Origin of the sequence: Paracoccus chinensis (assembly GCF_900102885.1) — a bacterium.
Taxonomy (GTDB): domain Bacteria; phylum Pseudomonadota; class Alphaproteobacteria; order Rhodobacterales; family Rhodobacteraceae; genus Paracoccus; species Paracoccus chinensis.
This window is the reverse complement of record NZ_FNGE01000013.1, coordinates 1-25,663: the sequence shown is the minus strand read 5'-3', so window position 1 is coordinate 25,663 and position 25,663 is coordinate 1. Positions and strand designations below refer to the sequence as shown.

The 25,663-nt window shown below is 69.2% G+C and carries 23 protein-coding genes and 1 pseudogene; 6 read left to right on the top strand and 18 right to left on the bottom strand.

From position 1 onward, the window contains the following. Nucleotides 1–41 precede the first annotated feature (41 nt). From BLQ03_RS13095 to BLQ03_RS13065, 7 genes are all read right to left on the bottom strand, one after another. Nucleotides 42–1,829 (bottom strand): gamma-glutamyltransferase family protein, encoded by a 1,788-nt coding sequence (locus BLQ03_RS13095; protein WP_090756779.1) that lies wholly within the window; start codon nt 1,827–1,829, stop codon nt 42–44. A gap of 23 nt (nt 1,830–1,852) precedes the next feature. Then, nucleotides 1,853–2,731, bottom strand: coding sequence for an ABC transporter permease (locus tag BLQ03_RS13090; RefSeq protein WP_090756778.1), 879 nt, complete (start codon nt 2,729–2,731; stop codon nt 1,853–1,855). Next, nucleotides 2,731–3,675 (bottom strand): ABC transporter permease, encoded by a 945-nt coding sequence (locus BLQ03_RS13085; RefSeq protein ID WP_090756777.1) that lies wholly within the window; start codon nt 3,673–3,675, stop codon nt 2,731–2,733. Before BLQ03_RS13085 ends, BLQ03_RS13090 begins: the two co-directional genes overlap by 1 nt. A gap of 64 nt (nt 3,676–3,739) precedes the next feature. Then, nucleotides 3,740–5,245, bottom strand: a complete 1,506-nt coding sequence (locus BLQ03_RS13080; RefSeq protein ID WP_090756776.1) for an ABC transporter substrate-binding protein — start codon at nt 5,243–5,245, stop codon at nt 3,740–3,742. Nucleotides 5,246–5,250: 5 nt separating this feature from the next. Continuing rightward, on the bottom strand, nt 5,251–6,354 hold the full coding sequence (locus BLQ03_RS13075) for an ABC transporter ATP-binding protein (protein ID WP_090756775.1): 1,104 nt from the start codon (nt 6,352–6,354) through the stop codon (nt 5,251–5,253). After that, nucleotides 6,351–7,343, bottom strand: coding sequence for an ABC transporter ATP-binding protein (locus BLQ03_RS13070; protein ID WP_090756832.1), 993 nt, complete (start codon nt 7,341–7,343; stop codon nt 6,351–6,353). Before BLQ03_RS13070 ends, BLQ03_RS13075 begins: the two co-directional genes overlap by 4 nt. Before the next feature lie 202 nt (nt 7,344–7,545). Continuing rightward, the gene (locus BLQ03_RS13065) at nt 7,546–9,918 is read right to left on the bottom strand and encodes a transketolase-like TK C-terminal-containing protein (protein ID WP_090756774.1); all 2,373 of its coding nucleotides are present in this window, start codon (nt 9,916–9,918) and stop codon (nt 7,546–7,548) included. 110 nt (nt 9,919–10,028) lie between these two features. Between BLQ03_RS13065 and BLQ03_RS13060 the strand changes: the two genes are divergently transcribed. Further along, nucleotides 10,029–10,502 carry an Lrp/AsnC family transcriptional regulator gene (locus tag BLQ03_RS13060; RefSeq protein ID WP_090756773.1) on the top strand — a complete coding sequence of 158 codons (474 nt, stop codon included), beginning with the start codon at nt 10,029–10,031 and terminating at the stop codon, nt 10,500–10,502. 26 nt (nt 10,503–10,528) lie between these two features. Here the strand turns inward: BLQ03_RS13060 and BLQ03_RS13055 are convergent, their stop codons facing one another. The 8 genes from BLQ03_RS13055 to BLQ03_RS13020 form a co-directional block, all read right to left on the bottom strand. After that, a complete protein-coding gene (locus tag BLQ03_RS13055; protein ID WP_090756772.1) occupies nt 10,529–11,860 on the bottom strand; it encodes an NAD(P)/FAD-dependent oxidoreductase in 1,332 nt (443 codons plus the stop codon). Nucleotides 11,861–11,862: 2 nt separating this feature from the next. Further along, complete coding sequence (locus tag BLQ03_RS13050; RefSeq protein ID WP_090756771.1) at nt 11,863–13,125, bottom strand: NAD(P)/FAD-dependent oxidoreductase; 1,263 nt, start codon at nt 13,123–13,125, stop codon at nt 11,863–11,865. Between the two features lie 5 nt (nt 13,126–13,130). Then, complete coding sequence (locus BLQ03_RS13045) at nt 13,131–13,874, bottom strand: amino acid ABC transporter ATP-binding protein (RefSeq protein WP_281201009.1); 744 nt, start codon at nt 13,872–13,874, stop codon at nt 13,131–13,133. 14 nt (nt 13,875–13,888) lie between these two features. Continuing rightward, entirely contained in the window at nt 13,889–14,551 is a 663-nt protein-coding gene (locus BLQ03_RS13040) for an amino acid ABC transporter permease (RefSeq protein ID WP_090756769.1), read from the bottom strand. Between the two features lie 4 nt (nt 14,552–14,555). Next, nucleotides 14,556–15,224 (bottom strand): amino acid ABC transporter permease, encoded by a 669-nt coding sequence (locus tag BLQ03_RS13035; RefSeq protein ID WP_090756768.1) that lies wholly within the window; start codon nt 15,222–15,224, stop codon nt 14,556–14,558. 67 nt (nt 15,225–15,291) lie between these two features. After that, a complete protein-coding gene (locus tag BLQ03_RS13030) occupies nt 15,292–16,101 on the bottom strand; it encodes an ABC transporter substrate-binding protein (RefSeq protein ID WP_090756767.1) in 810 nt (269 codons plus the stop codon). Nucleotides 16,102–16,158: 57 nt separating this feature from the next. Then, nucleotides 16,159–16,674 carry an Lrp/AsnC family transcriptional regulator gene (locus BLQ03_RS13025; RefSeq protein ID WP_217629748.1) on the bottom strand — a complete coding sequence of 172 codons (516 nt, stop codon included), beginning with the start codon at nt 16,672–16,674 and terminating at the stop codon, nt 16,159–16,161. Nucleotides 16,675–16,834: 160 nt separating this feature from the next. Then, nucleotides 16,835–17,857: a replication initiation protein gene (locus BLQ03_RS13020; RefSeq protein ID WP_245688901.1), complete on the bottom strand. Its 1,023-nt coding sequence runs from the start codon at nt 17,855–17,857 to the stop codon at nt 16,835–16,837. A 618-nt stretch (nt 17,858–18,475) separates the two neighbouring features. Here BLQ03_RS13020 and BLQ03_RS13015 point away from each other — a divergent pair. From BLQ03_RS13015 to BLQ03_RS13000, 4 genes are all read left to right on the top strand, one after another. Then, on the top strand, nt 18,476–19,675 hold the full coding sequence (locus tag BLQ03_RS13015; RefSeq protein ID WP_090756765.1) for an AAA family ATPase: 1,200 nt from the start codon (nt 18,476–18,478) through the stop codon (nt 19,673–19,675). Then, complete coding sequence (locus BLQ03_RS13010) at nt 19,672–20,616, top strand: ParB/RepB/Spo0J family partition protein (protein WP_217629747.1); 945 nt, start codon at nt 19,672–19,674, stop codon at nt 20,614–20,616. Before BLQ03_RS13015 ends, BLQ03_RS13010 begins: the two co-directional genes overlap by 4 nt. A 154-nt stretch (nt 20,617–20,770) precedes the next feature. After that, on the top strand, nt 20,771–21,010 hold the full coding sequence (locus BLQ03_RS13005) for an AbrB/MazE/SpoVT family DNA-binding domain-containing protein (RefSeq protein WP_090756764.1): 240 nt from the start codon (nt 20,771–20,773) through the stop codon (nt 21,008–21,010). Continuing rightward, a complete protein-coding gene (locus BLQ03_RS13000; protein ID WP_090756763.1) occupies nt 21,007–21,420 on the top strand; it encodes a type II toxin-antitoxin system VapC family toxin in 414 nt (137 codons plus the stop codon). The genes BLQ03_RS13005 and BLQ03_RS13000 overlap by 4 nt, the downstream gene beginning before the upstream one ends. Before the next feature lie 467 nt (nt 21,421–21,887). Here BLQ03_RS13000 and BLQ03_RS12990 read toward each other — a convergent pair whose 3' ends face one another. Continuing rightward, nucleotides 21,888–22,094, bottom strand: a complete 207-nt coding sequence (locus tag BLQ03_RS12990) for a hypothetical protein (protein WP_090756761.1) — start codon at nt 22,092–22,094, stop codon at nt 21,888–21,890. 140 nt (nt 22,095–22,234) lie between these two features. Beyond that, nucleotides 22,235–23,971, bottom strand: a complete 1,737-nt coding sequence (locus tag BLQ03_RS12985) for a LuxR C-terminal-related transcriptional regulator (protein WP_175558871.1) — start codon at nt 23,969–23,971, stop codon at nt 22,235–22,237. A 300-nt stretch (nt 23,972–24,271) separates the two neighbouring features. Between BLQ03_RS12985 and BLQ03_RS12980 the strand changes: the two genes are divergently transcribed. After that, complete coding sequence (locus BLQ03_RS12980; RefSeq protein WP_090756759.1) at nt 24,272–25,462, top strand: hypothetical protein; 1,191 nt, start codon at nt 24,272–24,274, stop codon at nt 25,460–25,462. A 12-nt stretch (nt 25,463–25,474) separates the two neighbouring features. Here the strand turns inward: BLQ03_RS12980 and BLQ03_RS18370 are convergent. Further along, nucleotides 25,475–25,663, bottom strand: a pseudogene (locus BLQ03_RS18370) (hypothetical protein); the annotation flags it as partial.

The window sequence follows — 25,663 nt, the reverse complement described above, 5'->3', positions numbered from 1 at the left end:
CAGCCCTCCTGCCGGGGGCCTTGCCCCTGTTCCGCCTCATGTCAGCGCCCCACCGCATAGGCCTGCATCAGCCGCGGCGTGGCCGCCGCGCGCAGGATTCCCTCGGGTTCGCGCAGGGCGGCGGTCAGACGGCCGACGGCCCAAGGCTCGGTCACCTCGACGATGTGGCCGCGGGCGCGCAGTTCCTCGATCACGGCGGCGTCGAAGGCGGGCTCGATCAGCATCTTCGCCGGCTCCGCCTTGCGCGGGTAGAACGAGCCCTGGAAATGCACCGAGTGGAACAGCGGCCGGTCCATGTTGGCCTGCAGGTTGCCGCCGTGGTGGACGAAGCGCAGGAACCAGATCAGCTGCCACTGGTCCTGCTGGTCGCCGCCGGGCGTGCCGAAGGACAGCCAGCGGTCGCCGTTCCGCGCCATCGACGGCGTCAGCGTCGTGCGCGGGCGCGCGCCGGGGCGCAGGCCCGAGGGCACGCCCTCTTCCAGCCAGAACATCTGCGCGCGGCTGTTCAGCGGGAAGCCCAAGCCCGGCACGGCGGGCGAGCTTTGCAGCCAGCCGCCCGAGGGCGTGGCCGAGACCATGTTCCCCCAGCGGTCGATCACGTCCAGGTGGACCGTGTCGCCGCGCTTTTCGACCAGATGCGCCATGGTCGGCTCGACGCTGACGGCCACGCTTGCGCCGAAGTCCCGGGCGGCGCGGGCGATGGCGGCGTCGGCCAGATGCTCGAAGCCCGGCACCCGGCCGGGGCGCTGCTCGGTCGAGGCACTCGGGCCGATCAGCTTGCGGCGCTCGGCGGCGTAATCCTCGGACAGCAGGACGTCCATGGGGATGTCCGAGAAGTCGGGGTCGCCGTAATAGGCCTCGCGGTCGGCATAGGCGAGCTTCATCGCCTCGATCACGGTGTGGACGAACTCGGTCCCGCAGGGGTCCATCGAGGCGAGGTCGATGCCGCGCAGGATCGCCAGCGCCTGCAGCAGCACCGGCCCCTGCCCCCAGGGTCCGGTCTTGTAGACCGTCCAGCCGTGGTAATCGAGCGACAACGGCGCTTCGCTGCGCGCGCGCCAGCCCGACAGGTCCTCGCGCGCCAGAAGGGCGCGGTGGCGGTCGCCGCTGATATCGGCCAGCTCGGCCGTGTCCAGGAAGTCGCAGATGGCGTCCGCGACGAAGCCGTCCGACCAGATGGCGCGGGCAGCCTCGATCTGGCCCGCGCGGTCGCTGGACGCCGCCTCGGCCTCGTCCACGATCCGCTGGTAGGTGGCGGCAAGGTCGGGGTTGCGGAACAGCCCGTCCGGCTCGGGGCAGGTGTCGCCGGGCAGGCAGACCGCGGCCGAGCTGGGCCATTCCTTGCGCAGGAAGTCCGCGATGCCCTTGATGGTGTTGGCGACGCGCGGCAGGACGGGGTGGCCGTCGCGGGCGTAGAAGATCGCGGGCTCCATCACCTCGCGCAGGGTCAGGCTGCCCTTTTCGGCCAGAAGCTTCATCCAGCCGTCGAAGGCGCCGGGCACCACCGTCGCCAGCAGGCCCGAGCCGGGGATCAGCGTCAGGCCCAGGTCCTGCATCGCCTCGAGGGTCGCGGCCTTGGGCGCGGGCCCCTGGGCGCTGATCACCTGCGGCTCGCCCCCGGCCTCGCGCCAGATCACCGGCAGGTCGCCCGCCGGGCCGTTCAGGTGCGGCTCGACCACCTGCAGCACGAGGCCCGTGGCCACCGCCGCGTCAAAGGCGTTGCCGCCGCGTTCCAGCATGGCCATGCCCGCGGCCGAGGCGATCCAGTGGGTCGAGGTGACAACGCCGAAGGTGCCCCGGATCTCGGGACGGGTGGTGAAATCGCTCATCGTTCTTTCTTTCGATCGGGAAGTCATTCGCGGGGGTCGAGCGCGTCGCGCAACCCGTCGCCCAGAAGGTTGAAGCCCAGCACGACCAGGAAGATCGCGAGGCCCGGCCACATCGCCAGCCACGGCGCCTGCGCCATGAAGTTCTTGGCCGTGTTCAGCATCGACCCCCAGGAGGGCGCGGGCGGCTGCTGCCCGAGGCCGAGGAAGGACAGCGAGGCTTCGGCGATGATCGCGGCGGCGACGGTCAGCGTGGCCTGCACCAGCACGGGCGGCATGGCATTGGGCAGGATGTAGCGCGCGAGGATGCGCGGGGTGGAGAGACCGATGGCATGGGCGCCCTCGACGTAATCCTCGGCCCGGATGTTGATGACCTGCCCGCGCGTCAGGCGCACGAAGATGGGCGTGGCCGAGATGCCGATGGCGATCATGGCGTTGGTCAGGCTCGGCCCCAGGAAGGCCGCCAGCGCGATGGCGAGGATCAGGAAGGGCACGGCCAGCAGCGCCTCGGTGCAGCGCGAGATCACGATGTCGGTCCAGCCGCCGAAATAGCCCGCCAGCACTCCCAACGGCACGCCCAGAAGGATCGCGATCCCGACCGAGACGATGCCGGCGAGGACGGACGCCCGCGCGCCCCAGATCATGCGCGACAGCACGTCCCGCCCGATCTCGTCGGTGCCGAGCGGATGCGCCGCGCTCGGGGCCTGCCGCACGGCGGCCCAGTCGGTCGCGGCGGGGTCCAGCAGCGGCAGCACCGGCGCCAGCAGCGCGACCAGCAGGAAGGCGCCCACGATGATCGCGCCCAGGATCGCGCTGCGATGGGTGCGGAACTTGCGCCAGCTGCGGCGGGCGGGGGTGTCGATGACGGGCGCGACGGTGCGCGCGGCGATTGCCTCGTTCGCCATTACGCGGCCCTCAGGCGGGGGTTGAGAAGGATATACAGCATGTCGGCCACGAGGTTCATCAGGATGAAGCCCACCGCCGTCACCATCACCACGCCCTGCACGACGGCGTAGTCTCGGGTGAAGACGGCATCGACCACCAGCTTGCCGAAGCCGGGGATGGTGAAGATCTGTTCGGTCAGCACCGCGCCCGCGATCAGTTCGCCGAAGAGCAGCGCGGTCAGCGTGACGATGGGGGTCAGCGCGTTGCGGAAGGCGTGGCGCAGGACCACGCGGCGTTCGGGCACGCCCTTGGCGCGGGCGGTGCGGACATAGTCCTGTTTCAGCACGCCCAGCATGGACGAACGCGTGTGCCGCATCAGCGCGCCGGCAAGCCCCGTGCCCAGCACGAAGGCGGGCATGATCATGGTGCGCATGGACTGCACGAAATCCTCGCTCGGGGGCACGTAGCCCGAGGCGGGCAGAAGCTGCCAGCGCACCGACACCAGCATGATCAGCAAGATGCCCAGCCAGAAGTTCGGCACCGACATCCCCGAGAGCGCGACCAGGTTCGCCGTGTAGTCCGTCAGCGTGCCCTTGCGGACGGCCGACAGGATCCCCGCGGGAATGCCGATCACCAGCGCGATCAGGATCGCCATGACGCCAAGCTGCAGCGTCACCGGAAGCTTCTGCAGGATCAGTTCCGTCACGGGCTGGCCGGTCCGCAGCGAGGTGCCGAGATCGCCCTGCAGCGCCGCCAGCAGCCAGTTGAAATACTGCACCGGCAGCGGGTCGTTCAGGCCAAGCTGCTCGCGGATGGCGGCAAGGGCGACGGGGTCGCGTTCCTCGCCCGCCATCGCCAGCACCGGGTCGCCCGGCAGCAGCTTCTGCAGCGCGAAGACGAAGACCGAGATCAGAAGGATCGTCGGAATGGCGCCGACGATGCGCCGCAGGAAGAGGTTGAGCATGGGCCGAGGGCTCCGGCAATCGGTGGGCGGGCGCGGCCTGTCGGGGCCGCGCCCGGTTGGCGGATCAGTCCGCGTCGGACACGTTCTGCAGGCGGATCATCCCGTCGGGATAGGGCTTGAAGCCCTGGACGCCCGCGTCCACGCCATAAAGCCAGGCCTGGTAGTAGAGGTAGGTGACCGGCAGGTCCTGCTGCAGGATCGCCTGCGCCGCGTCATAGCGTTCCTTGCGCTGCGCCGGGTCGGTCAGGGTGCGCGCCTCGTTCAGCAGGCGGTCCACTTCCGGGTTGGAATAATGCCCGTCGTTGAAGCCCGCGCCGGTGGTGACGAACTGGTGCAGGTTCCCGTCCGGGTCGATCCGGCCCGACCAGCCCTTGGTGTGGGACTGGAAGCTGCCCTCGGCCCCGTCGGACACGAGCGTGGCGTATTCCTTGGTCACGATGTTGACGTTGAAGCCCGCCTCGGCCGCCATGGCCTGGATCATCTGGGCGGTCTGCTGGTTCTCGGGGCGGTTCGGCACCTGCAGCTCGATGTTGACGGGGGTGGCGACCCCGGCCTCGGCCAGCAGCGCCTTGGCCTTTTCCACGTCACGCTCGGGCGCGGCATAGGCCTCGTTGTAGTAAGGGCTGTCCGGCGGGAAGGGCTGACCCGCGGGCGGGAAGGCGCCCTGGAAGACCACCTGGTTGATCGCGTTGCGGTCGATCGACAGGTTCAGCGCCTGGCGGATGCGCGCGTCCTGACCCAGCGGGTTCTGGGACTGCGGCCCGTTGGCGAGGTTGAAGTAGATGCCCTGGTAGCCCAGGCCCGTGACCTGTTCCACCCGCAGGTTGCCGTTGCCCTGCACGGCCGGGATGTCGGTCGCCGCCAGCTGGTTGATCATGTCCAGGTCGCCCGACTGCAGGTTCGCCAGACGCACGGTGGTGTCGGGAATGGGCAGGTAGACCACGCGGTCCAGCTTGATCGCCTCGGCGTTCCAGTAGTCGGCAAAGCGTTCCAGCTCGATCCGGTCCTGCGCCACGCGGCTGACGAACTTGAAGGGGCCGGAACAGGCCGGCGCGCTGGCGAAGTCCTTGCCCTCGGCAAAGGCCGCCGGCGACATCATCATCCCCGCGCGGTCGGTCAGCTGCGCCATGACGGTCGCGTCCGGCGCCGACAGGTTCAGCCGCACCTCGGTGGGCGAGATCACCTCGACCGACTCGACCGAGGCCAGTTCCGACTTGCGGACGCTGTCCTCAAGGGTCTTCGACCGCTCGATGTTGGCCTTGACGGCCTCGGCGTTGAAGTCGGTGCCGTCGTGGAACTTGACGCCCTCGCGCAGGGTGAAGGTGATGGACCGGCCGTCCTCGGACTGGGTCCAGGCGGTGGCCAACTGCGGGACGATCTCGAGCTTCTCGTTCACGTCCACGAGCTTGTCGCACAGGGCGGTGAAGACGATGCGGCCCACGAACAGGCGCGAGCGGTCGGGGTCGAGCGTGTCGGGGTCGTTCTCAAGCCCGATGCGCAGTTCGGCGGCACTGGCGGCCGCCGCCGTGGACAGCAGAAGCGCCGCGATCAGCGAAAGTCTGGTGGTCATGCGTGTCATTTCCCTGTTGTCGGTGTCGGGGATTCGGCCTGCGCCACGGCGCGGCGGTAAAGGGCGATGCGGGCGGCGGCGGGGCCGTCCTCATCGCGGTGGGCGGGGGGCGCGAAGGGGTTTTCCGCCGCGATCTCGCGCCAGAAATGGCAGGCGACCGGATGGCCGTCGCCCGCGTCGTCCAGCAGTTCCGGCACGTCGATCCGGCAGCGTTCGCGCGCATAGGGGCAACGGGTGTGGAAGCGGCAGCCGGGCGGGGGCGCGGCGGGCGACGGGATCTCGCCTCCGATCGCCTCGGCCGGGCGGTCGAGGCCGGGGACGGGTTCGGGGATCGCGGCCAGCAGCGCGCGGGTATAGGGATGACGGGGGGTGGCGAAGATCTCGTCGGTGTCGCCAAGTTCCACCAGCGTGCCCAGGTACATCACCGCCACGCGGTTCGACATGTGCCGGATCACGGCCAGGTCATGGGCAATCACGATCAGCGTCAGCCCCAGGGCCTCGCGCAGGTCGGCAAGCAGGTTCACCACCTGCGCCTGGACCGACACGTCCAGCGCGCTGACCGGTTCGTCCCCGATCACCAGCGTCGGGCGCGAGGCCAAGGCGCGGGCGATCCCGATCCGCTGGCGCTGCCCGCCCGAGAATTCATGCGGATAGCGGCCCATGTGCTCGGGGCGCAGGCCGACCTGGGTCAGCAGTTCGGCCACGCGGTCGCGGCGCTCGGCGGCGGACATCTGCGGGAAATGGGTTTCCAGCGGCTCGCCGATCAGGGTGCCGACGCTGGCGCGGGGGTTCAGCGAGGAGAACGGGTCCTGGAAGATGAACTGCACGTCGCGGCGCAGTTCCTTCAGCGCCTTGCCGGACAGGCCCGCGATCTCGCGCCCCTCGAAGGCGACGCTGCCCGCGGTCGGCTCCAGAAGGCGCGCGAGAAGCCGCGCGAGGGTGGACTTGCCGGACCCGGATTCGCCCACGATGGCGAAGGTCTCGCCCCGGCGGATGTCCAGCGACACGCCGTCCACCGCGCGCACGGGCGGGGGCTTGCGGAAGGGCGCGCCCGCCCCCTGGAAATGCCGCGTCAGGCCGCGGGCCGACAGGATGGTGTCATCGCTCATGCGGCAGTCCCGAAGCTGAGTTCAAGGGGCGCGTAATGGCAGGCGGCGCGGTGCCCGGCCGCAAGCTCGCGCAGGCGGGGCTGCTCGGCGCATTTCGGCTGGGCGAAGGGGCAGCGGGTGGAAAAGCGGCAGCCCTTCGGCATCTCGGCCGGCGAGGGCACCGAGCCCGGCACCGTGGCCAGCCGCGTGCGCGGCCCCGTCAGCGAAGGGATCGAGCCCAGAAGCCCGATCGTGTAGGGATGCTGGGGGTCGTTGAAGACCTGCTCGACCGTGCCGGTTTCCGCGATGCGCCCCGCATACATGACGGCCACGCGGTGGGCGACCTGCGCCACGACGCCCAGGTCATGGGTGATGAAGACCACCGCCATGCCCCGGTCGCGCTGAAGCTGCGAGATCAGGTCGAGGATCTGCGCCTGGATGGTCACGTCCAGCGCCGTGGTGGGCTCGTCCGCGATCAGCAGCGCGGGCTCGTTCACCAGCGCCATGGCGATCATCACGCGCTGGCGCATGCCGCCCGACAGCTCGTGCGGATACTGGCGCATCCGGCGTTCGGGGGCCGAGATGCCCACCTTGCGCATGATGTCCAGCGCGCGGGCGCGGGCCTCGGCCTCGGTCACGTCGCGGTGGCAGCGCACGGCTTCCGCGATCTGGTCGCCGATGCGGAAGGCCGGGTTCAGCGAGGTCATCGGTTCCTGGAAGATCATCGCCATGCGGTCGCCGCGCAGCCCGGTCAGGCTGTCAGGATGCGCGAGGTTCAGCCGCTGGCCGTCGAACTCGGCCGCGCCCTCGATCCGCACGCCCTTGGCGCCCAGAAGGCCCATCACGGCCAGCGAGGTCACGCTCTTGCCGCTGCCGGATTCGCCGACGATGGCCAGCGTCTCGCCCGGCGTGACCGCCAGATCGACGCCCGAGATCACCTCGGCCGAGTTCCCGAAGGTGATCCGCAGATCGCGGACCTTCAGCAGCGCCTCGGCGGGGGTTCCTGTCACGTTCGTGGGGTGAGGGGTCAAACCAATATCCAAACCACATTGCCAGTGGTTCAGTTATGGAGAGTGCCTTTCCCTCGAGTCAACATCTTTTCGCAGCCTTGCGCGGCTTAGGCGCACGGCGTTTCGGGCCTGCCGCCCCGACAGGCAGCAGGCCCATCCGGGCGGCAGAGGTTTGCGCGTGGTTCGGGGGACCGCGCCCATTTCAGGCGGCGCGGCCGGGGATCGGGCGGCCGACGGTCAGACCCGCGACGCGCGCGGCGATGGTGTCGGCGTCGATGCCGAAATGGCGGTAAAGATCGCCAATGGTGCCGGTCTGGCCGAAATGCTCGACCCCCAGCGGGATCGTCCGGTGGCCCGCGACCGCCCCCAGCCAGGACAGCGTCGCGGGGTGGCCGTCGATCACCGTGACCAGCGTGCAGTCGCGCGGCAGCGGGTCCAGCAGCGCCTCGGCATGGGAGCGCGCGGATGCGTTCCCGCGCGCCCGCGCCCGCTGCGCGGCGGTCCAGCCCGCGTTCAGACGGTCGGCCGAGGTGACGGCCAGCACGCCCACGTCGCGCCGGCCCTCGGCAATCATGGCCGCGGCGCGAATCGCCTCGGGCGCGACGGCGCCCTGGTAGGCGATCACCACGTCGCTGTTCGGCCCTGGCGGACGCAGCCAGTAGGCGCCGTCGATGGCGCCCTGCCGGAAGGCGTCGTCGCGGCGGCGGCCCGGCTGCTCGACGGGGTTGGTGGACAGGCGCAGATAGACCGAGCCGCCGGTCTGGTCGCGCAGCCAGGTCCGCTCGTCGGGGTCGCCCTCGCCGTCGCGCTGCAGATAGTCGAAGGCCCATTCCATGATGACGGCCAGCTCGTCCGCGAAGGCCGGCTCGAAGGCCGCGAGCCCGTCCTGGCTCATCCCGATCAGGGGCGTGCCGACCGACTGGTGCGCCCCCCCTTCCGGCGCCAGCGTCACCCCCGAGGGCGTGCCCGCCACGATGAAGCGCGCGTCCTGGTAGCAGGCGTAGTTCAGCGCATCCAAGCCCCGGGCCACGAAGGGATCGTACAGCGTGCCGACCGGGATCAGCCGCCGCCCGAAGAGCGAATGCGACAGCCCCGCCGCGGCCAGCAGCAGGAACAGGTTCATCTCGGCGATGCCGAGTTCGATGTGCTGGCCTTCCGGCGCAAAGTCCCATTTCGCGGTGGAAGGGATGTTCTCGGCCCGGAAGGTGTCGGCCAAGGGGTTGCGGGCAAAGAGCTTGCGGCGGTTGACCCATGCCCCGAGGCCGGTCGTCCCCGTCACGTCGGGCGAGGTCGTCACCAGCCGCTCGGCCAGCGGGCTGTCGCCCCGCGCAAGCTGGTCGAGGATCTTGCCGAAGGCCGCCTGCGTGGAAATCTCGCGCTCGGAAGCAGGCTCCACGGCGGGAGTCGGGATCGCCGCGTCCGACAGCCGCCGCGTCCCCCTGGCGAAGAAGGGCACGGCATCGAGGAAGGCGCGGAAGCCCTGAACATCCTCGACGCCCGCGAAGCGGTCCCATTCCTGGCCCTCGGGCACGCCCATGTGGGCCTGCCATCCGGCCATCTGGGCCTTCGTCATCAGCCCGCCGTGGTTGTCCTTGTGCCCGGCGATGGGGGTGCCCCAGCCCTTGACGGTATAGGCGAGGAAACAGGTCGGGCGGTCGTGGTCGATCCCGGCGAAGACCTCGGCCATGGTCTGGACGCAGTTGCCGCCCAGGTTCTCCATCAGCGCGGCGAGTTCCGCGTCGCTGCGCCGGGCGATCAGGGCGGACACCTCGCCCTGGTCACCGAGGTCGTCCATCAGCCGCGCCCGCCAGACCGCGCCGCCCTGGAAGGTCAGCGCCGAATAAAGCTGGTTCGGGCAGGCGTCGATCCACTGGCGCAGCGCCTCGCCCCCCGGTTCGGCGAAGGCCGCGCGCTGCAGGGCGCCGTATTTCACGCGCACGACATCCCAGCCGAAGGCGCCGAAGATCGCCTCGATCCGGCTCCACAAGCCTTCGCGGACGACGCCGTCCAGCGACTGGCGGTTGTAGTCGATCACCCACCAGCAGTTGCGCAGGTCGTGCTTCCAGCCTTCCTGCAGGCATTCGTAGATGTTGCCCTCGTCCAGCTCGGCGTCGCCCATCAGCGCGATCATCCGCCCCATGGGCCGGTCCCCCGCCCAGGGCTTGGCCGCCACATAGTCCTGCACCAGCGAGGCGAAGGCCGTGACCGCCACCCCGAGGCCGACCGAGCCGGTCGAGAAATCCACGTCGTCCACGTCCTTGGTGCGCGAGGGATAGGACTGGACGCCGCCATAGCCGCGGAAGTTCTCCATCTTCTCGCGGCTGAGGTTTCCCATCAGGTACTGCATGGCGTGGAAGATCGGCGAGGCATGGGGCTTGACCGCCACCCGGTCCTGCGGCCGCAACGCGGTGAAATACAGCGCCGCCAGGATCGACACCATCGAGGCCGAGGAGGCCTGGTGCCCGCCGATCTTGATCCCGTCCACCTTGGGGCGGACGTGATTGGCGTTGTGGATCATCCAGTGCGACAGCCACAGCAGCCGCTGCTCGACGGTCTTCAGATGGGGGCTGGTCATGGCGTGTTCTCCCTGGCTTCGGGACAGGATAAGGCGGCTGCGCGAGGGGTTTCTTGCGGAAATCACCGTTTGCCGGAAAATCTGGCGCAAAGATGAAGGATATTGCCCCGATGCGAGTGGAATCCCCTCGGCTCGACCCGTTCGAGATCAGGATCCTGCGCCTGCTGCGGCAGGACGGGCGCATGTCGGTGCAGGACATCGCGGCCCAGGTGGGGCTGAGCGCCACACCCGTCGCCCGGCGCATCCGGGCGCTGGAAAGCCGGGGCATCATCACCGGCTACAGCGCCCTGATCGACGAACCGGCTTTGGGCTACGGCATCTCGGTCTTCGTGTCGGTGCAGCTCGACCGCCAGATCGACCGCGCGCTGGAGGAGTTCGAGGCTGCCGTGCGCAGCTTCCCCGAGGTGGTGGACTGCTGGCTGATGACGGGCAGCCGCGATTATCTGCTGCGGATCGTGACCGAAAGCCTTGGCAGCTACGAGACCTTCCTGACCGGCAAGCTGACAAGGGTTCCGGGGGTGTCGAACATCGAAAGCTCGATCCCGATCCGCCGCGTCAAGTCGGGGATCGCGCGGACGCCCTGAGGCTTGTGGCCTTGTCCCCCCCTCCCTCAGATCGCCGAGGACGGGGGCTGGCGGAAGCGCCGGAACCGGCCCCAGCGGAAGGGCGACAGGTCGTGCCGGGGGCGGCGGCCCATCGCCAGGTCCGCCAGCACGCCCGCGACGCCGGGACCGATGCCGAAGCCATGCCCGCTCATCCCCGTGGCGACCGTCAGGCCGGGAATGGGCGTGTGGTCGATCACCGGCAGCGAATCCGGGGTCACGTCGATCATGCCCGCCCATTGCCGGACGATCGGCGGCCGCCCGATCGCCGGAAAGGCGCGGGCGAAATGCTGCCGCACCGCCGCGAGGTCCCCTGCGGCAGGGCGGGGGTCGAGGATGCGGCAGGCCTCGAAGGGGCTTTCGCCGCCCGCGCGCCGGGGCCTGCGCCAGGCATCGGGGAAGCCTGCGGGTGCGGCCGGGCGGAAGCGGGTGCTGGCGGGGTCGGCCAGGAACTGCGGCAGGAAGGGCAGAAGGTGGCGGAAGGCGGCGGGGCCGATGAAGAACTCGTGCCGCGACCAGGGGGTCAGGGTATAGCCGCCGTCGGCCCGCCTACGGATGGCGAAGCGGTCGTCGGCCGCCGCCCCCGGCAGCAGTTCCGGCAGCGGCCCCGTGACGCTGACGCTGGAGGTGACGGACAACTGCGGCAGCGACAGGCCATGCGCGCGCAGGAACAGCGAGGACCAGGCCCCGCCCGCAAGGATCACGCGCTCGCAGCGGACCGGGCCCGCCTCGGTCTCGATCCCCGCCACCCGGCCCGCCGACAGGTGCAGGCCGCGCACGGCGCAGTTTTCCCGGATCGTGACGCCCTCCTCGGCGGCGGCGCGGGCCAGCGCGGGGACGGCCTGCAAGGGCTCGGCCTGCGCGTCCGAGGGCGTGTGCAGCGCACCGATCCAGCCGGCGGCGTTGGGCAGCATCGTCTCGGCCCCCTGTCGCGACAGAAGCTGGCTGTCGAGGCCGAAGGCCCGCGCGCCGTCGAGCCATTGCTCATAGGCGGCCAGATGCGCCTCGCTCCGCGCGAGATAGGTGATGCCGGTCTGGCGGAAGCCCACGGCACGGCGCAGGGGGTCGGGCAAGCCGCGCCAGATGCGCAGCGCCTCGATCATCAGGGGCATCTCGGCCAGGTCGCGTCCCTGCTGGCGCACCCAGCCCCAGTTGCGGCCCGACTGCTCGCCCGCCATGCGGCCCTTTTCGCAGACCAGCACCCGCTGGCCTTCGCGGGCCAGCGCCCAGGCCGCCATCAGCCCGACGATGCCGCCGCCGATCACGGCCAGGTCCACCGCCTCGGGCAGGGGTCCGACATGCTCGGTCGGGGTGGAAAGGGTGATGGGGAAGCCGTCCATGGTCAGAACCTGCCGATGCCGTAGGGGGTGGGGTCGATCCGCGGCGCCCGGCCCGCCACGGCGTCGGCCACCATCCGCGCGGTGATGGCCGAAAGCGTCAGTCCGAGATGGCCGTGGCCGAAGGCGTGGATCACCTGCGCCCCCTTGGGCGACGGCCCGATCACCGGCAGAGAATCCGGGGTCGAGGGGCGGAAGCCCATCCATTCCGTGGCGACCGGCCGGTCCGCCAGCCCCGGCAGCGCCCGGCGCGCGCCGGGCAGCAGCGACCGGATGCGGCGGAAATCGGGGGCTGCTGCCAGCCCTGCCAGTTCATCCCCGCTGACCAGCCGCAGCCCGCCCTGCATGGGCGACAGCACCATCCCCAGCGCGGGCAGCCCCACGGGACGGCGCAGAAGGCCCTCGCTCCCCGGACCGAAGCCCAGGTGATAGCCGCGTTCCGTGTCGAGGCTGACGCGGTCGCCCGCCTGCCGGGCGAGCGTGGCCGACCAGGCCCCCGCCGCGATCACCACGCGGGCGAAGTCCTGCGGTCCGGCCTCGGTCTGCAGCGTGACGCCATCGGAGCGGCGGGAGAGGTCCCGCACCCGCAGGCGCAGGTGGCGGGCGCCGCGTGACAGGGCGGCATCCGCATAGGCCTGCGCCAGCCCGCGCGGGTTCCGCACGAAGCCGCTTTCCGGCTGGTGCAGCCCGATCCGGGCGAAGTCGGGGTTGAGGCCCGGTTCCAGCGACAGGACCTCGGCCTGATCAAGGACCTGATAGCGGACGCCCGCGCGGTCCATCAGCGCACGGTCGGGGGCGGTGGCGGCGAACTCGGCGTCCGAGGCAAAGACCTTGAGCCAGCCCTCGTCGGTGATCAGGCCCCCTGCCCCGGCCAGCGCTGCCAGATGCCGGTGCGCGCGCAGGCTGCCCTCGACCAAGGGCTGCAGGGCGGCGGCGATGCGGGCGACCTCGGACGGGCGGCCCGCGCGGATGAAGCGCCACAGCCAGGGCAGCACACGCGGCGCGTGGCGCAGGCGCAGGACGGCGGGGCCATTGCGGTCCAGCACATAGCCGGGCAGCGCCCGCAGCACCTGCGGCGTCGCGGTCGGCACCACGGCCCCCGTCACGATCCCGCCCGCGTTCCCCGACGAGGTGCCCGCGCCCGGCGGGTCGGGGTCGAGGATCGTGACCCGATGGCCATCCGCCGCCAGCGCCAGCGCACAGGCCGAGCCGACCAGGCCCGCGCCGATCACGGCGATCTCCTGCGGCGCAGGGGTGGGGTTCGTCATGGGGATCAGTGGTGCAGGATCTTGCCCAGGAAGTCCCGGGTGCGGGCATGAAGGGGGGCGGTGAAGAAGGTTTCGGGCGGCGCGGTTTCCACGATGGCGCCGCGGTCCATGAAGATCACCCGGTCGGCGACCTTGCGGGCAAAGCCCATCTCATGCGTGACGACCATCATGGTCATGCCCTCGCGCGCGAGGCCCACCATCACGTCCAGCACCTCGTTGATCATCTCGGGATCGAGGGCCGAGGTCGGTTCGTCGAACAGCATCACCTTGGGCTGCATGCAGAGCGACCGCGCGATCGCCACCCGCTGCTGCTGGCCGCCCGAAAGCTGGTGGGGATAGTTCCCCATCTTGTCGCCCAGGCCCACCTTTTCCAGAAGCGCCCTGCCCCGCGCCTCGGCCTCGGTGCGGTTCAACCCGCGCACGTGGATGGGCGCGAGCGTGACATTCTCCAGCGCGGTCTTGTGGGGATAAAGGTTGAAGCTCTGGAAGACGAAGCCGACTTCCATGCGCAGCGCGCGCAGGGCGCGGCGGTTGGACAGGTCGGTGCCGTCCACGACCAGCCGCCCCTGCTGGAAGGGTTCCAGCCCGTTGACGCAGCGGATCAGCGTGCTTTTCCCCGACCCCGAGGGGCCGCAGACCACGACCACCTCGCCCTTGCCGACGGTCAGGCTGATGTCGTTCAGGACATGCAGGGGCCCGAACCACTTGTTGACGCCCGAGAACTCGATCATGCGCGCTTCTTTTCCCATGGGCTGATCCCCCGTCACAGCAGGGCGTCCTGCCCGCGCCGTTCCAGGCGCCGCGACAGGAGGATCAGCGGATAGCAGATGATGAAATAGCCCAAGCCTACGGTGCCGAAGACCATCAGTCCCTGCGGCACCGACTGCACGATCATCCAGCCCGAGCGCGTCAGGTCCAGAAGCCCGATGGCCGAGACGACCGAGGAGTCCTTAATCAGCAGCACGAACTGCCCGACCAGCGAGGGCGTGACGATCCTGACCGCCTGCGGCATCAGCACCAGCCGCATCTGCTGCGCGGGCGTCATGCCCGAGGCGAGCGCGGCTTCCCGCTGCCCCTGCGGGACGGCCTTGAGGCCCGCGGCTACGATCTCGCCGATGAAGCAGGCCGCGAGGTTCGACAGCGCGACGACGCCGGCCGCGAAGGCCGACAGCTCGATCCCCGCGGCGGGCAGGATGAAGAAGACGATGAAGACCTGCACCAGGAAGGGCGTGCCGCGGAACAGGTCGATGTAAAGCCCGAGCGCGCGCGACAGCCAGCGGTTGCCGCCCGCGCGGATGATGCCGAAGGCAAAGCCGATCGCGGCGCCGATCAGCAGCGACAGAAGCGACAGGCCAAGGGTCATGCCCAGTCCCTTCAGCAGGACCGGCCAGTAGCCGAGGATGCGTTCGGCGTAGAACCAGAACATGCGCCTACCCCCTGCCCGGAAGGGCGTTGCGGGCAGACCAGGCCCCCGCCGCCGACTTCAGCGCGTAATACAGCACCAGGTAGCCCAGGGCGGTCGCCACCAGCCCCTCGACCGGCATGAAGCGGTCGATGGCGATGCGCTGGCCCGCCCGCGTCAGTTCCACCACCGAGATCAGCGACAGAAGCGAGCTGTCCTTGACCAGCACGATGGTCTGCCCGATCACCGGCGAGACCGTGGCCCGCAGCGCCTGCGGCAGCACGATCAGCCGCATCCGCTGCATGTAGCCGAGCCCCGTGCTCATCCCCGCCTCGACCTGTCCGCGCGGGATCGACAGGATCCCCGAGCGGATGATCTCGGCCATGTAGGCGCCCGAGTTCAGCGACAGCGCGATGATGCCGATCAGCATCTCGGGCAGGACGATGCCGAGGCGCGGCAGGCCGAAATACAGGAAATAAAGCTGCGCCAGCAGCGGCGTCGCGCGGATCACGTCCACATAGGCCACGGCCGGCGCGCGCAGCCAGCGCAGGGGCTGGATCGCCAGCGCGCAGGCCAGCACCCCCAGGGCCATCGCCCCCAGGAAGCCCGCGGCCGAAAGCCACAGCGTCGAAAGGAAGCCCTGCCAGATCTCGGGCAGGTATTCCAGCATCACGCGCGTGTTCAGTCCGCCCAGCATCTCGCCCCAGGGGTTGCCGCAAAAACATGGCGCCGCGGGACACAGGCCCCGCGGCGCCGCACAAGGATCAGTGGTCGGCCTTCCAGGCGTCCGAGTTCACCCAGTAGTCCAGGTTCTTCTGCAGCCGCCCGTCCAGTTCGACCGTGTCGATGAACAGGTTGCCCCAGGTCAGCAGGTCCAGCGAGTCGTAGCGCACCGCATAGGCCAGCGGCTCTTTCGACAGCATCTGGTCGAAGATGGTGAAGGTGCCCTCGGGATAGGCCGCGGCCTGGGCCTTGACCGCCGAGTTGTCGTTCACCCCGCAATCGGCCTGCCCCGAGGCGACCGCGTCCAGCAGCAGCGTGCCGCCGCCCTTGAAGGACTTGATCTCGGCCTCGGGGAAGACGGTCGGGGCCAGCTTCTCGCCGGTCGAGCCGAGCAGGACGGCCACGGTCGCGCCGGGCTTCTTGCAGTCCTCGACCGAGGCGATCTCTCCGCCCTGCTTCGCGAAGGCCACCGCGCCCACATACATGAAGGGCTTGGTGAAGGCGACCTGCGTGGCGCGCGCCAGCGTCGGCGTCATGTCGGCGGCCAGCATGTCGGCCTTGCCCGACATCAGCGCAGGCAGAAGCCCGTCCCAGTCGAAGTCGAGATAGACGACCTTCACGCCCATCTCCTGGGCCATGAGGGTGGTCAGCTCGATGGCGCTGCCGGTGCGCTGGCCGTTCTTGTCCATGAACGAGAACGGAGGCCCCTGGGTCTGCACCGCCACGCGCAGTTCGCCCCGCGCGAGGATGTCCTCAAGCGTTCCCGCCTCGGCGGGGGTCGCGGCCGGAACCGCCGCCGCCGCCAGCCCCGCGAGCGCCACGACGCCGGCGATCGCATTCAGTCTGCCCATCTTGTGTCTCTCCCCTTTTGCCGGGGCGCTGCGGCCCCATTGTCGTGTCGCCGCGGCTCAGGCCTCGGCGCGCCTGCCGCGGGCCCGGGGGTCCGCGGCGTCATCCTCCCACACGCCTTTCGGCACGCTCAGCCACCTGTTGTGCGAGCGCATGACCACGAAGGTCTCGCTGCCCTGGATGCAGCCGGGCTCGGCCAGTCCCGGCAGCAGTTCGCTGGTGACGCGGTACAGGTCCGCCATGTCGCCCTCGATCAGCACCTCGGCGATGAGGTCGTAGCGCCCGGTGACGATGCTGACCGAGGTCACGAAGGGCAGTTCGGACATCCGCCGCGCGATCTCGTCGAGCTTCCCCCGCCCGTTGGCGTGGATGCCGATGATGGCGCTGATCAGCTCGGGCCGTTCCGAGACGTTCAGAACGCCCACGATCTTCAGCAGCCCCGCCCCCACCAGTGCCTTCAGCCGCGCGCGCACCGTGGGCGGACTGACCTCGAGCCGCGCGGCCAGGTCGTTGACCGAGGCCCCGCCGTTCTCGGCGAGAAGCCGCGACAACCTGCGGTCCACCCTGTCGAACACCTCCCGCACGCCGCCCTGCCCCGACCGTTCCACAGGCGCAAGCTTTCGGATCGGAAAACTTCCGTGTCAACGGGTTTTTATCAGGAAGATTTGAGGGCCTGTCATTTTCAACCCTCACGTGAGGACTGATCATGGAGGCTGCGGATTGCCAATTGGCAATTCAGAGGGGGTTGCCCTCGGCGTAGCGGCGGAAGAAGGCGAGGAAGGCGCGGTCCGGATCGTTGGGCGCATCCTTGCCCCTGGACCATGCGCGCCACTCGCCCTCGACGAAGTAGATGTCGTAGCCGGGATGGCGCAGGCGGGCGGTTTCATAGGTTTCCGTCAGCAGCGCAGGCCCGCGACTGTCGAGCCAGGCGGGGCGCCCGCGCAGGGGCGCGGCGCCCTGCCCCCCCGGTGCCGCTGCAGGCTCGACCTGCTCGGTCCGGCCCTCAGCCTTGGTGCGGCGGCCGACCTTGGAAAATTGCAGTGCCCTGTCCGCGGCGCCCGAGGCATCGCCGTCCTTGCGCCACCAGCGCAGCTCGACATGCGTGACCGCCCTGCCCGTCTTCAGCGGCACGACCTCGACCATGAAGTCCGACAGCGCATTCACCTCGGCCACCGCCGGGTCGATGGCCCGCAGCTTGAGGTTCGACCAAGACGACAGCTTGCCCTTGGGCACGCCGATGATCCCGCGGAAGCCGTCCAGCGCAAAGCGTTCCGAGGCCTTCCAGCGCAGGTTGCCGCGCTTCTGCACCATCTCGTAGAGCGTCAGCGCATATTTCGATGACAGCGCGAACATCACCTCGCGTTGAAGCCGTGCGAAGACCTGGCTGTTGCGGATGATCTTCCGCAGCCGCGCCGGGATCTCGTATTCCAGCAGCCCGTCCGCCCGCCCGCTTTCCAGGTTCCCGCCCAGAAGCTGAACCCGCTCGATCGCGGGCTCGCCATCCCAGACCACCGCCACCTTGACGATGGCCGACATCAGACGCTCCAGGCTGTCGCCCACGCGGTCGTTGGAATTGTGGCTGCCCCGCAGCGCCGCCTTGGCAATCACGTGGGTCACCGGCTTGTCGATGGCGTCCCAGGCGTTTTCCAGAAGCAGGTTGTAGATGCGGCGGTCGTTCAGCGTCAGCGGCGTGACCTCGACCAGGTCGACCAGCTCGCCCGGCTTGACCAAGCTGTCGGCCGTCGGACGCGCCTCCACCGTGCGTATCGCTGTTGCCGCCATAGGTTCCCCGATCCCTCCAATTCTTACGTGGGTAGCCGAGGCGCCGTAATTTTTCAACGGGGCTGCGGGCGTTGCACCCGAAAAGTAAGCAACGGGGTTGCCAAGAGACAAAAGGTGATTCGCAGCAGGCTGATTTCGTTGAGGGATTTTGGACGGATTACCAAGGTTGGTGCCCTCACCCCAAAGGTAAGCCATGGCACCCACCCGGAACGTAGGCCGAGCCGCCCCGATTCGTAGCGCCACACCTCCCCAAACGTAGTGGATGCCATCCCGAAAAGTAGGAAATGGCACAATTAATATATAAAAATCAGCAATTTGTACCTCATGAACTGTGAACAAGAAGAATCCTGAACCAGAAGAGAGTTTGTTATCCACAAGGGATTGGGAAAGCCGCCCCAAGCTCTGCCTGATCCCTTACGAATTGGGACGACATGCCTGCTTGAAAGTGCGGTTTCGAATGATGGATGACGGCCAAAATCGCTCGTACGCGGCTTGACCGCCAGCTTTCCGTTTCTGGCCTCTGCCCGTCAAAGAACCGAACTTTACCGCACAGCTTCGAAGGTGCATGGTTCCGGCAAACAAGGGAACCGGATCATGGACAGCGTTCTTCCGCCCGTCACGCTTGACGAGCTTTCCGTCCTCAGCCGCCGCGCCGCCACGGTGATCGAGCGGCTGCGCGAGCGGGTGTTTGCCCCCGGCACGCAGAAGCAGCTGGACCTGCGCTTCAACGTGCGCACCGCGGCCGAGATGGTCGGCCGTTCCGAAAAGGCGATCCGCGACGCCGAGGGCGATGGCCGCCTTCCCTCCCCTGACAAGGACGAGGACACCGGCCGCAGACGGGGCTATTCGCTCGCCGACATCGCCCGGATGCGCGAGGTCTTCGGCACACTGCCGCATCGCGCCGAGGGCGATCCGCCGCTGGTCCTAGCCGTGCAGAACTTCAAGGGCGGCGTCGGCAAGTCCACCATTGTCACGCATCTGGCGCAGTATTTCGCGCTCAAGGGCTATCGCGTCTGCATCATCGACTGCGACAGCCAGGCCTCCAGCACCGCGGTCTTCGGCCTGAACCCCGACGTGGATGTGGATGAGGAGGAGGATACGCTTTACCCCTTCTTGCGCCACGGCGGCCCCAAGACGCTGCACTACGCTTTGCGGGCGACCTATTGGCCCGGCATTGCGATCATCCCGGCGAACCTCGGCCTTTACGACGCCGAATACGAGTTCGCGGCCCGGATGGCGCGCGACCCGGCCTTCATCCTCGACCGGCTGCGCGAAGGGGTCGAGAGCATCGCGGACCAGTTCGACATCATCCTGCTGGATCCGCCGCCCGCCTTGGGAATGCTGTCTCTGTCAGTGCTGCGCGCGGCCAATGCGCTGCTGGTCCCCGCGCCGCCCAACAACATCGACTTCGCTTCGACGGCTCATTTCCTCAAGATGCTGGAGGCGACGCTGGCCGAACTCGCACGCCACGGGGGCGAGCGGCAGTACAGCTTCGTCAAGATCCTGACTTCGAAGATGAACGAGCAGAAGTCGGCCCACCAGGCAATCAAGCGGATGATGGACGCGGTCTTTCCGCAGGACATGCTGATGGCCGTGCTGAAGGACAGTGCCGAGATCGACAATGCCAGCGCCAACCTGATGACGGTCTATGAGATGACCGGCGCCGCCACGCGGACCGAGACGCACAAGCGCTGCCGTGCTTATCTGGACGCTGTGGGGCGCGAGGTCGAACTGCTGGCCCGCAAGACCTGGCCCAGCCACCACCGCGATCTGCGCAAGGAGGGACTGCTGTGAGCAAGCGCCACAACGCTATTTTCGACGACGTCCTGCGCGACATGGACGAGCCCGCGCCTGCGGCCGAAAAGGGCGGTGCGCGGTTCCTCAAGCGCTCGAACGCGCTGGCCGACAGCGGCACGCGCGAGGAGAAGGTGCTGCGCTGGGTCGATCCCGCCACCTGTGTCATGTGGGAACGCCACAACCGCGCCTATGAGCTGCTGACCGAGGCGAACTGCCGCGACCTGATCGACAGCATCCGCGCCCAGGGCCAGCAGGAGTTTCCGGCCATCGTCCGCCGCCGCCAGGGCGAGGGCGCGGAATACGAGGTGATCTGCGGTGCGCGCCGCCACTTCGCCATCTCGTGGCTGCGGGCGAACAACTACCCGCAGTTCCGCTATCTGGTCGAGGTCCGCGACCTGACGGACGAGGAGGCCTTCCGGCTCGCCGATATCGAGAACCGCGACCGGGCCGACCTGTCGGATTACGAACGCGCGCGGGACTATGCCAGGGCGCTGGATCTCTATTACGGCGGCAAGCAGAAGGCGATGGCTGCGCGTCTGGAAGTCTCCGAGGCCTGGCTGTCGCGCTATCTTTATCTTGCGCGGCTGCCCGAGGCGGTGGTCCGTGCCTGGCCGCAGATCACCGACCTGAAGGAGCTGCACGCCCGTATCCTGCGGCCCTTGCTGTCGGATGCGGGCGACAAGGTGCTGGCGGAAGCCGAGGCAATCGCCGCCGAGCAGGACCATGCGCGGGCGGGGCAGGGCGCCTTTGTCCCGGTCCCGCAAGTGCTGGCGCGGCTGAAGACGGCGACGCTGCCGCCTGCGAAACAGGCGGCGCCTTCGGGCAAGCTGCGCGTCCGCGAGCGGGGACGCGAGGTCACGCTGCAGTTCGACCGCGACCTCGACGAGCCGACGCTGCGGGCGGAACTGGACCGGTTCCTTGCCGAGCGCTTCGGGTGAGGACCGGAAATTGCCAACTGGCAATTTCCTGCAGACAAGGATGGAAATTGCCAGTTGGCAAGAGGCTCAAGCGACTGAGACATTGAACAAATCCCGTCCCCTTGCTTTGGGGCAAGAGGCGCATTACCTTGGGTAATACCAACTGAGGACATCCATGCGCATCACCATCAAGGGGCAGGTCACGATTCCCCAGACCATCCGCGACGCGGCCGGGTTCCATCCGGGGACCGAGGTGGATTTCGTCCTGGGCGACGACGGGCTGGTGCGGGTGATCCCCTCGGACCAGTTGCGGGCGGAACGTACGCAGGCTCTGGATCGGGCCATCACGCGGCTGAGGGGCAGCGCCGACACGGGGATGACCACGGACGAGATCATGGCGCTGACGCGCGGATGACGCCGGTCCTGGTCGATTCCAACATCCTGATCGACATCGCCACCGACGATCCGCAATGGGCCGCATGGTCGGCCGAGGCGCTGGCGCGGGAAGGGCAGGGCGCGCGGCTGGTCATCAACCCGCTGATCTATGCCGAAGTCTCGGTCGCCCATGCGCGGATCGAGACGCTGGACGCCCTTCTGCCCGAGGAGGTCTTTGCCCGCGAGCCCCTGCCATGGGCGGCAGGCTTCCTTGCCGGCAAGGTCTTCGTGACCTACCGCCGGCGCGGGGGCGCCCGCCGCTCGCCCTTGCCGGATTTCTACATCGGCGCCCATGCGGCGGTCCGCGGCTATCGCCTGCTGACCCGCGACCGTGCCCGTTACGCGACCTACTTTCCCAGGCTCGACCTGATCACGCCCGCCGGGTCCTGAAACCACGGGGTGCAGGGCAACCGCGCCCTGATCATCGCTTTGCGTGACTACCACGCCGGCGGGCGAACGGTCCGGGAAGAAGGCGGCGGATGTCAGTACCAGTCGCTCCGCAACCGGGCGCATTCTTCCACGAGGCCCCAGACACTGACGCAGCGCGACCGGGGAAGCGCGTCCGGATCGTCGGAGAAGAGATCGGGGTTCCCGTCGGTCTGCGCATCCGCAACGTGAGGCTGAGGGGGCTGGACCGCGGGGACGGAGTGGAAGGGCCTGAGCGGGTCGAGAGCCCTCAGCAGGGAATGCCGGTGAGGGTGAAAGACTGCGGGCATCGGATCTCTCCCAACAGGGATGCGCTCTGGCGCATCGGGAACGAGGGTGCGAGGCGGCCTTGCGTCTCGCAGAGCGGGGCATGGCGTCGAGGCCCGGCGGGGGAGGGCTGGCACTGCCGGGGGCGGGGGCGTTCGAACGGCTCACAGCGCGACCTCGCGCCGTTCGGGGTGGCTGCAGGTCCAGCCGGCGACCTGCCAGTCCGGATGGCCCTCCTGCCAGCGCGCGATGACCGCCTGCCCGTGCAGCACGCAGGTCATCAGTGAAACCTCGCGCGCGTCGAAGTGAAGCGCGAAGTCGCGGCAGTCGTCGCCGGTGATCAGACAGGCGGAGATCAGCAACTCGATCATGATGGCGATCCTCGGCAACGGCCCCGCTCCATGCGGCAGGCCGGTCATTCCCCTCGCGGGTCAGGGCTTGATGGTCGGACAGATCGGCCGCCCGCACATCCACCATGTGATGGAGGCCGCGGCGTTTCCGTGCCCAATTCTTACATTCCGGGAAGGCCGGGCCGGGGCGGAAGGCCGGGCGCGGGGGCGCAGGCGGCCTCGATCAGGTCAAGGACCTCGCGCCAGCGGACATGGGCCACGAACTCGCCCTCGTCCGGCCAGGCCACATAGCGCCAGCCGGGATACAGGGCGCAGTATTCCAGAGCCGTCTCGAAGGGCGCATTGCCGTCCTGCTCGCCGTGGATCAGCGTGACCGGGCAGGACACGCGGCCCAGGTCCTCGGGCCAGTCCTCGTGGAACAGCGCGAACTCGGCGGCGGCAACGGTTTCGGAAAAGGTCTCGCCGAAGAACATCCGCCCGGCGCCCTCGCAGAAGGCCGAGGCGATCTCGGGGTCGGCAAAGGCGCGGGCGTCCGCCGGGACGCGCGCCAGCGTGCCGCGCATGTAGTTTTCCAGCCCGTGGCGCGAGATGCTGGCGCAGATCCCGCGGATCATGAAGGGCAGCACCCTGGGGCTGTAGCGGGCGCAGGCGCGCACGAAGCGGGCGACGGGGATCAGGCGGCGATACTGGGCGTCGGTGCGGATCGGAAAGCCGCAGCCGATCCCGAAGATGGCGCGCAGGCGCCCCGGCTCGGTTTTCGCCAGCATCAGGGCGATGCGGATGTCGTCGGCGGGCGCGACCACGACGGCGGACCCGATGCGCAACTGGTCCATCAGGCAGCGCAGGTCGGCGACGGCAAGCTCTAAGGGATTGCTTGCCTGCGGGGGCGGGTCGCTGTTGCACCAGCCCGCGCGGAAAGGCACCAGCACCCGCAGGCGGCGGCGGGAAAACTCGGCCTGCGCCGCGCGGGGCAGACGCCAGAGGCCATAGGGCGATTGCATCCAGATCACGGGCCGTCCGGCCGGGTCGCCGAAGCCCAGCAGCTCGACACGCCGGCCGTCGGGCATCCGCAGGAAGCGCTGGTGCGGCGCGGGGGCGGGCAGGGCCCTGAGCGGCGCGGCCGCCGCCGGCACCGACTGCATCAGCAGGACCGCGAGGCGCACCAGTTCGGCCTGGGTGCCGGTGCCCGTCTTCTGCAGCACCGCGTGCAGTTGCGAGCGCACCGTGCCCGGACTGCGCCCCGTCGTGGCGGCGATCCCCGCCACGGTGCCCCCCGTGGCCAGAAGCCGCATCACCTCGATCTCGGCCGGGGTCAGCAGGAAGACCCGCGCCAGGAACCGGGGGATGGCCTCGGACCAGGCAAGCTCGCTGGTCACCGCCAGCACATGCCTGCAGCTGCCGCCCTCCATCGCCTTCAGGTGGACCAGCACCGCGTGGTCCGACCCGGCGGTGCGAAGCCGCAGGATGCCGTCGCGTTCGCCGTTCGACCCCGCCGCGATCTCGGCCAGCCGCGCGGCAAGGGCCGGCAGGTCGGCCGGGGCCAGCGGCATCTGGCGGATCGAGCCGCCCGGCCGCAGCCCGAACAGCCGCCCGGCGGCCTCGTTGGCCGCGACAACCGATCCGTCCTGCGTCAGCACCATCGCCGCGCCCAGCATGGAGGACAGCAGGTCGTTGGCCCGCCGCAACTCGGCCGCCTGCAGCTGTTCAAGGACCTGCAGCACCCCGGCGATCTGGCGGGCAAAGCCGGGGCCCGCGAATTCGGACAAGGGCTGGCTGTCCAGCCCCGCCTGCACGGCCTGCGCGTCCCAGGCCGCGATCAGTTCGTCCAGGCGCTCGGGGCTGACCGAGGCATCGAAGAGATGCTCGACCAGTTCCCAGGATCGGACCTTGCCTGCCATGCGGCCTCGCAGGATCGGAAGTCCCTGAAGGTCCAGCCTACTCACGAAGGCGTGTGCCGGGCAACAGCGCCGTGCGACCTTGGTCGCAGTTGCCGTCCGGGATGCGCCCTCGGGGGCGGGGCCGGGGAGAAGGCTGCCGGAAACCACCCTCATCCTCCACGCCCTCTTTCTTGAACCCCTGTCCGTCCTCACAGCTGGCCCGTTTTCCTTCTGGGAAGATCGGAAATCGGGTATCATCCGGCCAACGCGCCTGTTCCCGACTCATTGCGGCTTCGGCCCCACATCTTCGGAGGATGCGCCATGGTTGACCTGCTTGGCCGGCTCGGACTTGACGATTTCCTGTTCGGCAGAAGGGGAGAGCCGAACGCTCTCACGGGCGATGCGGAGGCGATGGACGGAAACGATCGCGGCGGCGACGACTGGCTTTTCGGCGGGGGCGGTTCCGGCAGTTCGAATGCCCTCATGGGTGACGCCGACGAGATGGACGGAAACAGCCGCGGCGGCGATGACGTGCTTGTCGGCGGAAGGAACAGCGGCAGGAACGACCTGCGGGGTGATGCCGCCGAGATGAGCGGAAATGCCGTGGGCGGGGATGACCGGATCTTCGGCGGCGACAGGGCAGAGTTCAACTTCCTGACCGGCGACGGCGAGCAGATGAGCGGCCGGAGCGTTGGCGGCGACGACTACATCACCGGCGGCGACCGTGCGGAAAACCGGCTTCACGGCGACGGCGTGTCCGTGGAAGGGCCCGTGCGCACCGGCTCGGACACGCTGGTGGGGGGCGACAATGCCGACAATGCCATCTGGGGCGACGGCTGGGAGATGGGGGGCAGCCTCGGCACCGGCCATGACCTGCTGATCGGCGGCCGGAACTCGATCAACTTCCTCAGCGGGGACGGCAACTGGCTTGGCGGGCAGGGCGGGAATGACCGGCTCATCGGCGGCGCCCAGAGCGACAACGAGCTCATGGGCGACGCGCGCTACATGTTCTCGCGCGGCGGCAATGACACGCTTTTCGCCAGCAACAGCGGCAGCAACCTTCTTTACGGCGACGCCTACCAGATGCTCGGCACAAGCATCGGGGGCAACGACCGGCTGGTCAGCGGCCGGGGCGACGACGACATGTGGGGGGATGCCAAGTTCCGGAGCGGCATCTACCTGGGCGAGGCGAGCGAGGACGAATGGTACGAAAACCCGCCGGAGGTCGATGAAACCAGGGGCGGGTCCGATGTCTTCGTGTTCCGTCCCGGCAATGGCGACGACACCATCCACGACTTCGAACCGGGCAAGGACGTGATCGAGTTCCGGAACTTCGGGCTGCCTTGGGATCCTCTGGACTTCGACGACCTGACGATTGTCAGCACGGCGGAGGGCTGCGTGATCGCGCTGGGGGGTGGCAACTCCGTCACGGTTCTGGGCGTCGAGGAACTGACGGGCGACGATGTCCGCTTCCGGTCCGACCTTTCCTGGAGCAACGTCCTGACGGGCTGAGCCCGGGCACCATCAGCCGCAGGCGCCGAGTTCGGCCACCAGCACCCGCAGGCTCTGCCGGTTGATCTGGCCATAGGCGCCCCTCAGCGCCTCGGCCGGGCATTCCCCCGCGATCAGGCGCTGCCGCAACTCGGCGCGCTGCGGCCCCGAGCCGAGCGCCGGAGCCCGCGCCAGCGCCGCATCGACCGTGGCGGCCGGGCG